The 16,986-nt window shown below is 34.5% G+C and carries 7 protein-coding genes and 2 pseudogenes; 6 read left to right on the forward strand and 3 right to left on the reverse strand.

Annotation, left to right across the window (positions count from 1 at the left end; genetic code table 11):
- The first annotated feature begins 51 nt into the window (after nucleotides 1-51).
- Entirely contained in the window at nucleotides 52-8,571 is an 8,520-nt protein-coding gene (locus ABWU52_RS01440; RefSeq protein ID WP_353277185.1) for a DNA-directed RNA polymerase subunit beta/beta', read from the forward strand.
- Between the two features lie 34 nt (nucleotides 8,572-8,605).
- Here ABWU52_RS01440 and ABWU52_RS01445 read toward each other — a convergent pair.
- Nucleotides 8,606-8,878 (reverse strand): annotated as a pseudogene (locus ABWU52_RS01445) (tRNA-dihydrouridine synthase); the annotation flags it as partial.
- Between the two features lie 32 nt (nucleotides 8,879-8,910).
- Nucleotides 8,911-9,999 carry an IS481 family transposase gene (locus tag ABWU52_RS01450; protein WP_353276176.1) on the reverse strand — a complete coding sequence of 363 codons (1,089 nt, stop codon included), beginning with the start codon at nucleotides 9,997-9,999 and terminating at the stop codon, nucleotides 8,911-8,913.
- A gap of 77 nt (nucleotides 10,000-10,076) precedes the next feature.
- Between ABWU52_RS01450 and ABWU52_RS01455 the strand changes: the two are divergent.
- From ABWU52_RS01455 to purD, 3 genes and pseudogenes are all read left to right on the forward strand, one after another.
- A pseudogene (locus ABWU52_RS01455) lies at nucleotides 10,077-10,218 on the forward strand (IS481 family transposase); the annotation flags it as partial.
- A 150-nt stretch (nucleotides 10,219-10,368) separates the two neighbouring features.
- Nucleotides 10,369-11,649, forward strand: a complete 1,281-nt coding sequence (gene serS / locus ABWU52_RS01460) for a serine--tRNA ligase (RefSeq protein WP_353277677.1) — start codon at nucleotides 10,369-10,371, stop codon at nucleotides 11,647-11,649.
- Nucleotides 11,650-11,680: 31 nt separating this feature from the next.
- Nucleotides 11,681-12,952 (forward strand): phosphoribosylamine--glycine ligase, encoded by a 1,272-nt coding sequence (purD, locus tag ABWU52_RS01465; RefSeq protein ID WP_353277187.1) that lies wholly within the window; start codon nucleotides 11,681-11,683, stop codon nucleotides 12,950-12,952.
- Nucleotides 12,953-13,125: 173 nt separating this feature from the next.
- Here purD and ABWU52_RS01470 read toward each other — a convergent pair whose 3' ends face one another.
- Nucleotides 13,126-14,163, reverse strand: coding sequence for an IS5 family transposase (locus ABWU52_RS01470; protein ID WP_353276237.1), 1,038 nt, complete (start codon nucleotides 14,161-14,163; stop codon nucleotides 13,126-13,128).
- 319 nt (nucleotides 14,164-14,482) lie between these two features.
- On the opposite strand from ABWU52_RS01470, the gene ABWU52_RS01475 reads away from it, so the two are divergent.
- The gene (locus ABWU52_RS01475) at nucleotides 14,483-15,823 is read left to right on the forward strand and encodes an ankyrin repeat domain-containing protein (protein ID WP_353277189.1); all 1,341 of its coding nucleotides are present in this window, start codon (nucleotides 14,483-14,485) and stop codon (nucleotides 15,821-15,823) included.
- Between the two features lie 433 nt (nucleotides 15,824-16,256).
- Nucleotides 16,257-16,892 carry a hypothetical protein gene (locus tag ABWU52_RS01480; RefSeq protein WP_353277191.1) on the forward strand — a complete coding sequence of 212 codons (636 nt, stop codon included), beginning with the start codon at nucleotides 16,257-16,259 and terminating at the stop codon, nucleotides 16,890-16,892.
- Nucleotides 16,893-16,986: the final 94 nt, after the last annotated feature.

Below are 16,986 nucleotides of genomic sequence, written 5' to 3' on the forward strand. Positions count from 1 at the left end.
GTATATTAATTTTATGTTGATATAGCTCTTTTAATTAGTGAAGGTATTTTAATGGTTGATTCTTCTTATATGTGTACTTCTAGTGCTTTTGTTCCTAGAGTTTCTTATTCCAGGTCGATTGATTTAAAAGATTCTTTGTTGGATTTGGTTAAAGTCCAAAAGGGGTCATATAATTCCTTTACTCCTAATAATGAAAGTAATGAAAGACTTGAAGCTATCTTTCATACAATTTTTCCAATATCTGATCCTTTGCATAGGGCTACTATCGAATTTTTGAATTGTAGGGTAGATGATCTTAAGTATAGTGAATCTGAATGTATAAAACGTGGTATAACTTTTTCTGCTCAGGTTATTGCTTCTATACGTCTTGTTATTATGCAGGATGGTGTTTCTCTTGAAAAATATCAAGAGATTAAAGAAGATGATGATCATTCTAAGCTTGCAACTGTTATAAAATCTGCTGAAGAGCAGGAGGTTCGCTTTTGTGAACTGCCTATGATGACTGATAAAGGTACTTTCATCATCAATGGCGTAGAGAAAGTTATCGTTTCACAAATGCATAGATCTCCTGGAGTGTTTTTTGATAGTGATAAGGGAAAAACTTACAATTCTGGCAAATTGATCTATTCTGCTAGAGTTATTCCTTATAGAGGTTCTTGGCTTGATATTGAGTTTGATGTTAAAGATCATTTGTATTTTCGTATTGATAGAAAGAGAAAGTTGCCAATATCAGTTTTATTAAAGGCTTTGGGCTTATCAAATAATGACATACTTAATAAATTTTATGAAAAAATAGAGTATATAAAACATAAAAGTGGCTGGAGAGTACCTTTTTCCCCTGATAAATTCAAGGGAGTGAGGCTTCCTTTTGATTTAAAGAATGTTGAAGGCAATGTGTTACTTAAAGCTAATGTTCGTATTACTTCAAAATTAGCTAAAAATCTATATGATAACGGATTGAAAGAGTATCTAATTCCTTATGATTCTATATGTGGTTTATTTCTTGCAGAAGATTTAATAGATAGTGCTAGTTCTACAAAAGTCTTATCTGCTGGTGAATCTATAAAATTAGAGGATATAAAAAAGCTTGAATTATTATCTATAGATAAAATATCAGTGTTGAACATAGATAATGTTTCTGTTGGACCTTACATATTAAACACACTTTTCTTAGATGAAAACATGTCTTATGAGAACGCTCTATATGAAATATATAAGGTCTTGCGTCCTGGTGAAGTTCCTGTTTTAAAGATAGTAGAGGAGTTTTTTCGCAATCTTTTCTTCAGTCCGGAATATTATGATTTGTCTAACATTGGTAGATTAAAACTTAACTCTTGCCTTGGGTTAAATTATGAGGAAAATTTAACTACTTTAACACATGAAGACATTATTGAAATTATAAGAAAAATAGTATTGTTACGTGATGGTCAAGGATCTGTAGATGATATTGATCATTTAGCAAATAGAAGAGTCCGTTCAGTTGGAGAGTTTATAGAAAATCAATTTAGAACTGGATTATTAAAATTGGGACGGGCAGTAGTTGATTCTATGTCTACTTCTAGTTTAGATAAAGTCTCTCCATCTGATTTTATAAATCCAAAAGTGTTAACCAATGTCTTAAGAGATTTTTTCAACTCTTCCCAATTATCTCAATTTATGGATCAGACTAATCCATTATCTGAAATAACACATAAAAGAAGGTTGTCAGCGTTAGGTCCTGGTGGTTTAACAAGAGAGAGGGCGGGATTTGAAGTGCGTGATGTTCATCCAACTCATTACGGAAGAATTTGCCCTATTGAAACTCCTGAGGGGCAGAATATAGGCTTAATTAACAGCTTAGCTATATACGCTCGTATTAATAAATATGGGTTCATTGAAAGTCCTTATAGGAAAGTAGTTAATAAGGTTGTTACTGATCAAATTGAGTATCTGTCTGCTATAGATGAAGGTTTATATTATATAGCCGATACCAGCGCAAAGCTTGATGAGAACAACTGCTTTGTTGATGATATGTTATACTGTAGGTATGCTGGTACCTTTGTAATGGTAAATAGTAATCAAGTAAGTTACATTGATTTATCTCCTAAGCAGGTAATATCGGTTGCTGCTTCTTTAATTCCATTTTTAGAAAATGATGATGCTAATAGAGCGTTAATGGGTTCAAATATGCAGCGTCAAGCTGTACCTTTATTGAAGCCTACTGCTCCTTTGGTTGCTACTGGCATGGAATCTTTCGTAGCTTCTGGCTCTGGTGCTGTAGTTTTAGCAAAACGTGGTGGCATAGTTGACAGCTCAGATAGTAACTCTATAGTTATACGTGCTTTTGACAAAGGAGGAATTAACTACTTGGATGTAGATATTTATCATCTAAGAAAATTTCAGCGTTCTAACCATAATACTTGTATTAACCAGAAACCACTGGTGCATGTAGGTGATTGTGTTAAGGAAGGTGATGTGATAGCTGATGGTCCTGCTATTAATAACGGTGAATTGGCACTTGGCCAAAACTTGCTAGTCGCTTTTATGTCTTGGCAAGGTTATAATTTTGAAGACTCAATCATTATTTCTAGTGAAGTTGTTAAAAAAGATCTATTTACTTCTATTCATATAGAAGAATTTGAATGTGTTGTACATGATACTCCTTTAGGGTCGGAAAAAATAACTCGTGCCATACCCGGTGTTAATGAAGAAAATCTTTATCACTTGGATGATAGTGGTATAGTAAAGGTTGGTACAAGAGTTGGTCCAGGTTATATTTTGGTGGGGAAAGTTACACCTAAGCATTCTCTTTCATTGCCTCCTGAGACAAAATTGTTAATGACAATTTTTGGTGAAAAGTCATTTGATTGTGTGGATTCCTCTTTATATACATCTCCAGATATTGAAGGGATAGTGATTGATGTGCAGGTCTTTACACGCAGAGGGGAAGAAGAAAACGAAAGGGCGTTTCTTATTAAACAAAAAGAGGCAAACGACTTTGAGAAAGAACGAGACCATATAATCAATGTTATTAATCAATATTTCTATGATGAATTAAGAAAAATTCTTATTAATTCTGGCTCTCAAGATCGAGAAAGTATTAATTTTATTGAACGTGAGGGATGGTGGGATATAGGATTGAAAAACCAATCTATTTCTAAGCAAGTTGAGAGCTTAAAAAAAGATTTTGATGAAAAAGTATCACATGCGATAGCAAACTTTAAGCGAAAAGTAGAAAAATTGCATGAAGGCTATGATCTGCCTCAAGGTGTGTCGATGTCAGTAAAAGTTTTTATTGCTGTAAAACATAGTTTGCAGCCAGGGGATAAAATGGCTGGTAGACATGGAAATAAAGGTGTGATTTCTCGAGTTGTTCCAGTAGAAGATATGCCTTATTTAGAAGATGGTACTCCTATTGATATTATTCTTAACCCTCTTGGCGTTCCTTCGCGAATGAATGTAGGTCAAATATTGGAAACGCATGTAGGTTGGGCTTGTAAAAAATTAGGAGAAAAAGTAGGCAATATTCTTGATGAGATCAATAAAATCAAACGTGCTTTTTGTGAGGCAATTAGATCTCTCAGTGATGATGATTTTGAAAAATTTGCAGCATTATATCTTGATAATAAAAAATTTGAGGATATTAATGATGATGAAATAACGGCTTCTATTTTAGATACGCCTAATAAGGATGAATTAAATAATGAATTGACTACATTAGTAGAGAATTATTTCAACTCTTGTAAAGATGCACACAATAGTTTACGTCACTTCCTGATTGAGGTTTATAGTTGTGGCAGTAATTTATCTATTTGTAATAACATTCGCGATATTAATGATAATCACCTCATTGAATTTGCGTATAAGTTGCGTGATGGCATTCCTGTTACTGCACCTGTATTTGAAGGTCCAAAAGATGAACAAATAGTAAAGCTATTTGAACTTGCTGGATTGGATAACTCTGGGCAAGTTGTATTATATGATGGTTGCTCGGGTGAGAAGTTTGATCGCAAAGTTACAGTTGGTTACATGTACATGCTTAAGTTGCATCACTTAGTAGATGGTAAAATTCATGCGCGTTCAGTAGGACCTTATAGTTTGGTTACTCAACAACCTCTTGGAGGAAAGTCTCATTTTGGTGGTCAGCGTTTTGGTGAAATGGAATGTTGGGCACTGCAAGCCTACGGTGCTGCTTACACTTTGCAGGAAATGTTAACTGTGAAGTCTGATGACATTAATGGCAGGGTTAAGATTTATGAATCGGTAATAAAAGGTGACAGTAACTTTGAATGTGGAATTCCTGAATCCTTTAATGTCATGATAAAAGAGTTGCGTTCCTTGTGTTTTAATGTGGATTTGAAGCAAAATGACATAGTAATTGAAGATATATCTCACACTAATATCGCACAATCTTTTAATGAGGTTAGCATTTCCATTGCTAGCCCTGAAAGTATTAAACGTATGTCTTATGGAGAGATAACAGATGTTTCAACTGCAAACTACCGTACATTCAAAGTTGAGAAAGGTGGATTATTTTGTCCTAAAATTTTTGGTCCTGTCAATGATGATGAATGTTTATGTGGAAAGTACAAAAAAAGAAGACATAGGGGCCGTATATGCGAAAAATGTGGAGTAGAAGTTACATCTTCTAAAGTAAGAAGAGAAAGAATGGGTCATATAGAGCTTGCATCTCCTGTTGCTCATATATGGTTTTTGAAGTCACTTCCTTCAAGAATTGGAGCATTATTAGATATGTCTCTTAGAGATATCGAAAGTATTTTATATAGTGATAATTATGTTGTAATAGATCCCCTTGTTTCCTCTTTTGAAAAAGGTGAAATTATTAGTGAGAAAGCTTATAATGAAGCTAAAGATAGCTATGGGGTCGATAGCTTTATAGCTATGCAAGGTGTTGAAGCTATAAGAGAATTGCTAACACGCCTTGATTTACATGAAATTAGGAAGAATTTAAGACAGGAGTTAGAGTCTGTTGCTTCTGAAATGAGAAGAAAGAAAATTATAAAGAGATTACGTATTGTTGAAAATTTTATCAAGTCTGGAAACAGACCTGAGTGGATGATACTTACAGCTATACCTATTTTACCACCTGACTTGCGTCCCTTGGTATCGCTTGAAAGTGGTCGACCTGCAGTTTCTGATTTAAATCATCATTATAGAACTATTATTAATAGAAATAATAGATTGAGAAAATTGTTAAGTTTAAATCCTCCTGAGATTATGATTCGTAATGAGAAAAGAATGTTACAAGAGGCAGTTGATTCTCTTTTTGATAATAGTCGTCGTAATGCTCTGGTAAATAAAGCTGGCGCTACTGGATATAAAAAGTCTATTAGCGATATGCTGAAAGGAAAGCAAGGTCGTTTCCGTCAGAATCTTTTAGGAAAAAGGGTAGATTACTCTGGACGTTCTGTAATAGTTGTTGGTCCAACTTTGAAACTAAATCAGTGTGGATTACCGAAAAGAATGGCTCTTGAGTTATTCAAACCTTTTGTTTACTCAAGGCTTAAAATATATGGAATGGCTCCAACTATTAAATTTGCTAGTAAGTTAATAAGAGCAGAAAAGCCAGAAGTCTGGGATATGCTTGAAGAAGTAATAAAAGAGCATCCTGTTTTGCTAAATAGAGCGCCTACGCTACATAGGCTTGGTATTCAGGCTTTTGAGCCAGTCCTTATTGAAGGTAAAGCAATACAGCTTCATCCACTTGTTTGTACAGCATTTAACGCTGACTTTGATGGTGATCAAATGGCGGTACATGTGCCAATTTCATTGGAAGCTCAACTTGAAGCTAGAGTGTTGATGATGTCAATTAATAACGTTTTAAGTCCTTCTAATGGAAGACCGATTATAGTTCCTAGTAAAGATATAGTGCTTGGTATATACTACCTAACTTTACAGCAACTTAAGGAGGATGATTTACCACTTTTCTGTGCTTTTTGTGAAGTTGAGCATTCCTTAAACAACGGTACTCTACATATTCATTCTCATATAAAGTACAAAATGGAATACATCAATAGCGATGGAAACATTCAGTATAAAACTATTTTTACAACTCCTGGACGTTTAATATTATGGCAGATTTTTCCTAAACATAAGAATCTAAGCTTCGATTTAATAAATCAGGTATTAACAGTTAAGGAAATAACTAGCATTGTTGATTTAGTATATCGTAGCTGCGGTCAAAGTGCTACAGTGGTATTTTCTGATAAATTGATGACACTTGGCTTTGAGTATGCTACATTTTCTGGTACTTCTTTTAGTCGTTGCGATATGGTCATACCTGAAACTAAAGCTACACACGTTGATTATACAAGGGGTGAAATTAAGAAATTTTCTGCACAGTATCAAGATGGACTAATCACTAAAAGTGAGAGGTATAATAAAGTTATAGATGAGTGGTCTAAGTGCACAGATATAATAGCGAATGATATGTTAAAAGCGATATCTCTGTATGATGAAAATAGTAAGTACAATTCAATATATATGATGGTTAGCTCCGGTGCAAGGGGTTCTACTTCCCAGATGAAGCAGTTAGCAGGAATGCGAGGGTTAATGACCAAACCTTCTGGTGAAATTATAGAAACACCTATAATTTCTAATTTTCGCGAAGGATTAAATGTATTTGAATACTTTAATTCTACTCACGGTGCGCGTAAAGGTTTAGCTGATACTGCACTTAAAACTGCAAACTCTGGATACTTAACTCGTCGCTTGGTTGATGTATCTCAAAATTGCATAGTTACAAAACATGACTGTAAAACGAAAAATGGCCTTATTGTAAGAGCTATAGTTGAAGGTAGTACTATAGTTGCATCTCTAGAGAGTGTTGTACTGGGTAGAACAGCTGCAAATGATATATATAACCCAGTAACCAAAGAGTTATTATTAAAAGCAGGGGAATTAATTGATGAAGATAAAGTAAAGCAAATCAACATTGCAGGTCTTGATGCTATAAAAATTAGATCGCCTTTAACTTGTGAAATAAGTCCTGGTGTGTGTTCTTTGTGTTATGGAAGAGACCTTGCAACTGGTAAAATTGTTTCAATAGGTGAAGCAGTTGGTGTTATCGCTGCTCAATCTGTTGGAGAGCCAGGTACTCAGTTAACGATGCGTACTTTCCATATAGGTGGGGTAATGACTAGAGGTGTTGAATCCTCAAATATTATAGCTTCTATTAATGCTAGAATAAAATTAAACAATAGTAATATAATTATAGATAAAAACGGAAATAAAATTGTGATAAGCCGTTCCTGTGAAGTCGTTTTAATTGATAGCCTTGGTAGTGAAAAATTGAAGCACAGTGTGCCTTATGGTGCTAAACTTTATGTAAATGAGGGTGAGTTAGTAAAAATTGGTGATAAAGTTGCGGAATGGGATCCGTATACATTACCTATTATTACGGAAAAGAGTGGTACAATATCTTACCAGGATTTAAAAGATGGAATTTCAATCACTGAAGTGATGGATGAATCTACAGGAATATCAAATAGAGTAGTAAAAGATTGGAAATTGCACTCTGGTGTAGCTAATTTACGTCCTCGTATTGCATTGCTTGATGATAATGAAAAAGTAATAACACTTTCAAGTGGTGTGGAAGCATGTTACTTTATACCAGTTGGTGCAGTGCTTAATGTACAGGATGGCCAAAAGGTTCATGCAGGTGATGTTATCACAAGAACGCCGAGAGAGTCAGTTAGAACTCGTGATATTACTGGTGGCTTGCCTAAGGTTATAGAATTATTTGAAGCACGTCGTCCTAAAGAGCATGCTATCGTTAGTGAAATAGATGGCTATGTAACGTTCTCTGAAAAAGACCGTAGAGGAAAACGCAGTATAGTAATTAAACCTGTAGATGAGCAAGCTTCTCCAGTTGAGTATTTAGTATCAAGAAATAAGCATGTAATAGTCAATGAAGGTGATTTTGTGCGTAAAGGTGATTTATTGATGGATGGCGATCCTGATCTTCATGATATTCTACGTGTGCTTGGGTTAGAAGCGTTAGCACACTATATGATTTCTGAAATACAGCAAGTTTATAGATTGCAAGGTGTGCGCATAGATAACAAGCATTTGGAAGTGATCTTAAAGCAAATGCTACAAAAAGTAGAAATTACCGATCCTGGTGATACTATGTACTTAATTGGAGAAAATATCGACAGGCTGGAAATTGATAGAGAAAATGATGCTATGAATAACTCTGGAAAACGACCTGCTCATTATCTTCCTATTCTGCAGGGAATTACTAGAGCAAGCCTTGAAACTAATTCCTTTATTTCTGCTGCCTCTTTCCAAGAAACAACAAAAGTACTTACGGAAGCAGCATTTTGTGGAAAGAGTGATCCTTTGAGTGGGTTAAAAGAAAATGTTATAGTAGGAAGATTAATTCCTGCTGGTACGGGTTTGGTTATGAATAAGGTGAAAGCACTTTCGCTTTGTGAAAATATAGATAAATATGAAAAATATTTTGATATTGAGACTTATGACGAAAAATTGCTGAGTGATAATAGTTATCAATTACATTCTGATGAAGAAGAGAGTGTGGTGGTATCGCACTATGATCAGTCAAGTTGAATATAGCTAATGAGGTAGTATGTTTAATCTGTTTTTAACTAAAAAAATCAATTATATTTTCTTTCACCTCTGTGCTGTCTATTATGTTATTTACTCTTACACGAAATTCAGATGAGTTTTGAAGCCCGCTACTGTACCATCCTATATGTTTGCGGGCCATCTTTATTCCTGTATCGCTTCCATAGTACTCAAGAATACTGTCATAATGCTTGAGTATTATGCTTAATCTCTCTGAGGCTGTTGGCTCAGAAACTTTATTTTCACTCAAAAAGTTTATTGCTTGATTAATCAGCCAAGGTTTGCCGTGTAATAGTTTAGACTTAATCTGACAAGCATGAATTATCTGACAGAAGAATCGACGAAGTCAAAACCGATATCAGAATCTGCTTTAATGTTATCAATATTTTTTTGGTAAGCAATATGCATACTGTCAAAAAAGGTCTGCATAGGAGTCTTACCGTAGCAATACTTACCAGAATGAGGTCTAGCTCTATTGTAAGAATGCAACCAATGATCAACATCTAACTGAAGCTCTTCCAAAGTACTATAAATCTTTTTCCTAAAGATAATATTGTAACATTCGTCTTGCATAGTTCTATGAAGCCTTTCACATATACCATTAGTCTGTGGAGAATAAGCTTTGGTTCTAGAGTGATCAATATTTTCTATTCCCAAATATAGCTGGTACGCATGATTCCCTGGTTTGCCACAATACTCCGTACCTCTATCGGTTAAAATGCGTAGCAATGGAACTTTCTGTTCATCAAAAAATGGTATAACTCTATCATTGAGAAGATCTGCAGCTGTTATGGCAGTTTTCTCCGTATAAAGCTTAGCGAAGGCCACTCTAGAGTAGGTATCAATAAAAGTTTGTTGATAAATTCGTCCAATACATTTGATATTGCCTACATAATAGGTATCTTGACTACCTAAGTATCCAGGGTGTTGTGTCTCAATTTCGCCATGTGCCTCTTTTTGTTCCTTAGCTTTTTCTAAAGCAGTAACTTGCTCCTCTGTCAAAATTATACCATCTTGTACTACCTTCGCTTCCAGCGCTTTCAATCTCTTTTTAAAATTTTCAAGATCGTTTCTTTGCCATATTGATCTTATCCCGCTAGCAGATATTAGAATTCCTCTCTTTTTCAGTTCATTTGCTGCTCTTTCTTGTCCATATGCTGGAAATTCTATTGCTATTTCAACTACTGCTTTTTCTATATTCTCTGATACTCTATTTGCATATAATGGCTTACTTTTACTTATCTCATGTAATCCCTCTTCTCCTCCTGTTTCATATAGTTCTTTGAATCGGTAAAATGTATCTCTCGAATATCCCATCACTTTACATGCCTGCGATACATTCCCTAATTGTTTTGCAAGTTCTAGCAATCCTAACTTTGGTTTTAATATTTTTTCTTGTGTTGTACTCATATCTGACACTCCTTTAAAATTTGTTTATATTTTTATCTTACTCTATTCGCTTGTCAGATTAAGTCTAAACTATTATATCTAGACCGCATTCAGGTAAATATTGCTATGCCTATGCAAACCTTTTTTGATAGTATGCATATTGCTTATCAGAAAAATATTGATAGCATTAAACAGGATGCTGATTTTGGTTTTGACTTTGTCAATTCTTCTGTCAGTTAATTCATGCTTGTCAGATCAAGTCTAAACTATTACAAGTTTATCAATTCTAGCAAATTATGAAGGTAAAATCAATATTAGCATTTATATGTAAAAATATTGAGCATTCAAAGCTTTTGAAGTAGAGTAATGATGTTAGTAATAGCACAACATATGCATGATATAGAACATATACGCAAAAACCCTAAAGGATTTGAAAAAGCAATAAAAAGCAGAGGGGTGAAAGAATTTACTGCAAAAGAAATATTAGAGATAGACCATAAAAAAAGATCACTGACTACTAAATTGCAAGCTTTAAATAAGCAACGAAACGAGGTCACGGAAGAAATAAAGAGGCTTAAAATGAACAAAAGCCCATGTGAAGAACAAGTAAAGTTATCAAAAAGCATCACAAGTGAGATAGAGACAATCAGCCTCAAGGAGCAAACAGAAAAAAATAAGTTAGTGGATATTTTATCTAACTTACCAAATATTTCTGCACAAAATGTACCAATAGGTGAAGATGAGAGCTCCAACGTAGAAATCAGAAAATATGGAGAAAAAAGGCAATTTAGTTTTATGCCAAAATTTCATTATGAACTCGGAGAAAGGTTAGGCTTGATGGATTTTGAGCAAGCAGCAAAAATTTCTGGATCAAGGTTTACAATATTAAAAGGACAGTTAGCTAAGCTTGGACGAGCATTAATAAATTTTATGCTGGAAACACATGTTAATGAATTTGCCTATACTGAGGTTTATCACCCAGCCCTGGTAAAAAACGAGGCGATGTATAACGTTGGTCAGCTACCAAAATTTTCTGATGACTCATATTTAACTACCGATAAATTAAGATTAATTCCCACAAGTGAAGTAGTTTTAACAAATTTAGTTGCTGACAAAATAATAGAAGAAAAAGAACTGCCTATTCGTTTTACTGCATATTCAGAATGTTTTCGTAAAGAAGCTGGCAGTGCAGGACGAGATACAAGAGGTATGATAAGGCAACACCAATTTGGTAAAGTGGAGTTGGTAAGCATCACAACTGAAGACCAGTCAAAAGATGAGCTTGAACGCATGACAAATGCTGCTGAGGAAATATTAAAAAAATTAGAACTACCGTATAGAATAATGCTGCTTTGTAGTGGTGATATGGGCTTTGCTGCACAAAAGACTTATGATATAGAGGTATGGTTACCTGAGCAAAATAAGTACAGAGAAATATCAAGCTGCTCAAATTGCGGTACGTTCCAGGCAAGAAGAATGAACACTAAATACTTCTTAGAAACTGACAGAAAAACAAAAAAATACGTTCACACTTTAAACGGCTCAGCTTTAGCCATAGGAAGAACAATTGTTGCCATAATGGAGAACTATCAAAATTCCGATGGGTCAGTTACAATACCAAACGTGTTGCAAAGATACATGAGTAATGATACTGTTATAAGCAAACAATAATTTTGACATATAAAAAAGCGAGGAAATAAAGATGAAGGTTTTGGTTATAGGTTCTGGTGGGCGTGAGCATGCTTTACTTTGGGCTTTAAAGAAGTCTCCTACCTTGACTAAGTTATATGTTACTCCTGGTCGCCCGGCCATGGAGAATTTTGGAGTTCTTGTGAATATAAATATTCAAGATTCAGTGGATGTTACACAATTTTGCAAGAAAGAAAATATAGAGCTAGTGATTATTGGTCCAGAGCAGCCGATAATTAATGGGCTTGCTGATGATTTAACTGCGGAGGGGATAAACGTTTTTGCTCCAAGTCAAGCAGCTGCAAAACTTGAGGCATCAAAGTCTTTTACGAAGGAACTATGTAAACAATATGGTATACCGACCGCCAAGTATGAACGTTTTATTGATGAAAGGTTAGCTAAAAATTTTGTCCGTAGTAATAAAATAAAATTTCCGCTTGTAATTAAAGCAAATGGAATTGCAGCAGGGAAAGGAGTCATAATATGCCACACAGAAAATGAAGCTTTTTCAGCAATAGATTCAATGCTAGTGGAGAAAAATCTTGGTGAGTCAGGTGAAGAAATAATCATAGAAGAGTTTTTAATTGGAGAGGAAGTAAGTTTTTTTGCTCTTATTGATGGGTTGAAGGTAGTAACCCTTGGGTGTGCAAAAGATTACAAGAGAGTTGGTGAAAATAACGAGGGACAAAATACTGGAGGCATGGGGTCATACTCATCACCTTCGATTATAAGTAAGGAGATGGAGCAAAAAATTATCCAAAAAATAATATATCCTACAATTCAAGCACTGACTAACATGGTAACATCCTATAAAGGAGTACTCTTTGCTGGTTTAATGATTTGCAAAGATAGTCCAAAGCTTCTTGAGTATAATGTTAGGTTTGGGGATCCGGAGATACAATCTATTTTACCTAGACTTGATCCAAATTGTGATTTGTTAAAGTTGATGTTGTCAGTTGCAGAAGGCAAGTTAAATACAAAAATGGTGGAGTTTAATCACAAAACTACAGTTTGTGTAGTTGTTGCAAGTAAAGGCTATCCTGGTGATTATCAAAAAGGAGAGGTAATTAAAGGATTGGATAAAATTGAAAACATTCCTGGTGTGCTAGTTTTTCATGCTGGTACTAAGTTGGATGAAAGTGGTAATTGGATTTCCGATGGCGGAAGAGTGCTAAATATAGTAGGAGAAGGAAACACTGTGGAAGAAGCTAAAAGTAAAGTGTACTCAGCGTTAAATTTTCTAGAATGGTCAGGTGGGTTCTTCAGGTATGATATTGGTAGTTAATTTAGCTCATGCAGAAACAAAAAAAGTCACTTTGTAAGCAGTAAACTAAAGAAAAACATGATATCTGTTCAGATTCATGTGAAACCAGTGCTTCTTTTCTTGTCATGAAAGTAGCTGACACTGGGATGGCTTTGTTGCATCACTCTTCGGATAGTAGGTAACGTGGAATAAATTCATGAAGCTATCTCAAATTTAGCCATGCCTATATCAGTAAATTTGTTAAGCAAATAACACTTGAGTAGCAGTTCTCTCTCACGATTAACCTCAGATTTGTTTCTAAAACTAAACCCAAATGTTTGCTTCAGTCGCGAGAAAAAACTTTCTATATAAGATCTCTTCCCATAATTTATCTCTTTTTTCCACCTCTTCATACCATCTTCATCATATGACTTTATGAGCTTGATTGTAGAATTTCTCTCATCCATATAATCCAACTTTGGATGCTCTACTGCATTATTTTGCGGAGGAATCCTTGTCTTTATGTCAAGCTCATCGCACAGTTTGTATAACTTCTTTCGATTATATGCCCTGTCTGCATATAGTGTGCTTATATTATATTTAACATCAATCCTTGCAATAAGATCACATGCTCCATAGTGGTCAGAATAAACTCCGCCACTGTATTTTGCTGCTATAACTTTTTTGCTACCTATCTCTAGCATTACATGCAGTTTTCTTGTTTGCTCATAGCGGCGATACTTTCTATCTGTACCATTTGCCTTGCTATGACCTGGAATATTATTGTAGATGCTTATTCCAGTACTATCTATGGCAATCTCAATATCTTCTGTATTATTTTTATCATGTCTTCGATCATTAATTTTGATGTTAAGTTTTTTAAGCCTTCTTGAGGCCTGGGAATAGCTAATAACTTGCAAGTTTTTCCTTACTTGCTCAAGGTACCCTGCTATAAATCCCGCTGTTTGTCTCAGACCTATTCTAAATAAACAAGTTATTATGTGAACCAGAATCACGACCTTATCGCTATAAATATAGTTGCCACCAGCCATTTTTGGACCTTTTTCGTACCAATTTTCTATGGCATCATTGACGTAATAAAAAATATTTCCCCTCTCTTGGAGAAATTTGTTATATTCATGGCAGTTACTGACTCTCATTTTTTGTGGCATATTTTTCTTTAGTAGGTTAAATGCTTGTCTTATAGTGAATTTTGTCAGTAACTGCCAGTTCTTTTTATTTGACCTATGCAACAAAGCCCACTGGAATCCAGAAATTTTTTGAGAACAAAAGTTATGCTAAGTTTTTGTTGGTAAGAAAGGCTGATGTCTGGGCACTGGGATGAAAGTGGTGTGAAATGGGGCTACTTGAGGATGACAAAAAAGAATGTACTGGGATGACAAGAAATAGGGCAAATGTATAAAAATAAATATTTCTATATTCAGGAAATTGTGGACTTTAATATATCGGAATTTAGTAACTTCAATAAATTGTGATATCTCTCTTACAGATTCATTCAAACTTAATTAAGTGGGAGTATTGTTAATGCGAAAAGGGTTTAATTAAAATGGTATGGCGTGTGAGGAAGACATACATCAATTGGTAGAAAGCGGATTTGATATTAACTCAAAAGATGTAAGCGGAGTCACTCTCTTGCATAAGTTTACAAAAGAAGGCGATTTAGTTGGAGTAAAATCATTATTAGAGCACGAAGCTGACTTTAATGTTGTGGACAATGAAAATAGAAATCCACTGCATTATGCTATTATGCATGGACACAAAAAAATTGCTAAACTTCTTGTTAATCAACTGACAATTAATTCTAGAGATAAAAATGGATTTACTCCACTTCACCTTGCTACACTACAAGATGACACAGAATTAATGGATTTTTTAATAACAAAAGGCGCAAAAATTAATGAAAAAGATGCTGAGGAAGGCTATACTCCTCTTCACATAGCTTCATTATACGGTTCTAAAAAGAGCGTCCAGATTTTAATTGATAGCGGAGCAAATCTTGAATGTGAAGATAACAACTTTCGTACTCCTTTATTTTTGACCATTTATCAATGTACTACACATTATGAAAGTAGAGCAGAGATCATAGAATATCTGATAAAGAAAGGTGCAAACATAGAAGCAAAAGATGCAGAAAATAATACTACGCTTTTTCTAGCAGCATATAACAACAAAATGCAACTGGTAAAGCTTATTGTAAAGCAAGCAAAAGCTAGGTTAAAAGAGTTTATTTGCACAAAAAACAAACATGGTTTTGATGCACTGGATTGCGCTATTAAGCATAATAATAGGCAAATGGTAACATTTCTTGTTTCAAAGGGAATAGAAGCAGATGACCAAGATTGTAGCGGTAACACCAGGTTACATAAAGCTAGCTATAATGGTGATACTAAAGCAGTTAAGTTCTTATTGGAGCTTAAGGTAAACGTTAATGCCGTCACTAGATACAACAGAACTCCTCTGCTACTTGCAGCTAAAAAAGGCCATGTAGAAATTGTAAGAATGTTGTTAGCAGTAAAAGCCAATATGAATATTTGTGATCAACAAGGTTTTTCACCTCTACATCTTACTATTCAAAAGGATTATTTTGATATAGCTCAGCTATTAATAGAAAAAGGGGCAATTAAGTATAGTAAAGATTATACTATAATAGGATTATTTATTGACAAGGCTCATAGCAAAAAAAATATTGAAGAAAATTACAAAAAATTTTGTAGGTTTTTGATGCTTTACTTGAAAGAGCTACATAGTAAACACAAAGCCTTGTGTGTACTTTCAATCCTAGCTCTAAGCTTAACAATTATAGGTTTACCATTTATTTTCAAGCCTATTATTAAATATAGAGAAAGAAGTAAAATATATAAAAAAATTAGGGCTATGCTGATTTATATTTAAGTATAACAGGAGAACTAAGCTAATATATGACAATTATCTGCTCGATAAAAATGGAATTAAATGTATCCGTTTAGCAGAGTGGCAAAATAAAATAGACAAAACCATAAAAATAAATGGTGTCATGCAATTTGAGCTTCGGCATAGATCCCACATAAATTTTTTGGTACATATTTTTTCAACATTAATTTCGTATTCCATTCAAAGAATATTAATATTAGCATATAAGTATGAATATTATGCTAATATAATTACTTTTTAGGTATACATGGCAAATTTATGCCTGGAAACAGTTTTTGGTTATTTCCTACACTTTCTTTATAAAAATCACAGGCGCCTGTTATTAGCTAAAGTAAAGGTCAAGTATCTGGAATTCTGGACATAAAATCCTCCTGTATAAAAAGATTAGAAAAAAAATGCAGCGCACATATGACAGATGTGTGTATACGCTGAAAAAGATACGCTACTTTTTCTGGGTAAGGTCACTACGATGAGTAAGCCTTTAACAGAATTAACAACTAAGATGAGTACGTCATCAGAACCAACGACAGTAGCTGAAACTATTGCGACTTCACAAGCAACTATGATTACTACAATGCCAACTAATGCGCCAACAACAAACTCAGAGAAAACTATACAAACATTGTCCATTATGCCAAGTACTAGAACAAAAGCAACAACTCCTCTGTTCACTACAACTTTACTTCCTCAAACTACTCCTTCACCACAGCCCGCTCAGCTTGCTATAGAGTCTAATAGGGCAGGAATGATAGGTGGGTCTTTGGTTGGAGCGATAATAAGTATTGCTGGAATTATAGGATTCATAGCATACAAATATGTTAAGGGTCGTAATTCTGCCCCTGTGTTAGAACTAACTAATTTCAATGATAGAAGGCGATCATCTTCAAGTGGCAATAGCGATGAAGAAATTTTTATCGCTAATAACAGAATGAGACATATATCTATGCGAACTATGGATCAATCTGAAACAGTGCTAAACAGTATATCGGTGGAGAGTAGTAGTCGGTCAAGAAGTAGCTCATCGTCTTCAAGCGGTGGACCAGGATCTTGACTGACTGAGCTAGAGTCTAAAAGTGAAAAAAGCTTATCTTGGGATAGCGATGATGTACCGGAATATCACCTTTAGCTATTTGTCTGAATGTTTT

It is taken from the genome of Wolbachia endosymbiont (group B) of Villa cingulata (assembly GCF_964028285.1).
Lineage (GTDB): Bacteria > Pseudomonadota > Alphaproteobacteria > Rickettsiales > Anaplasmataceae > Wolbachia.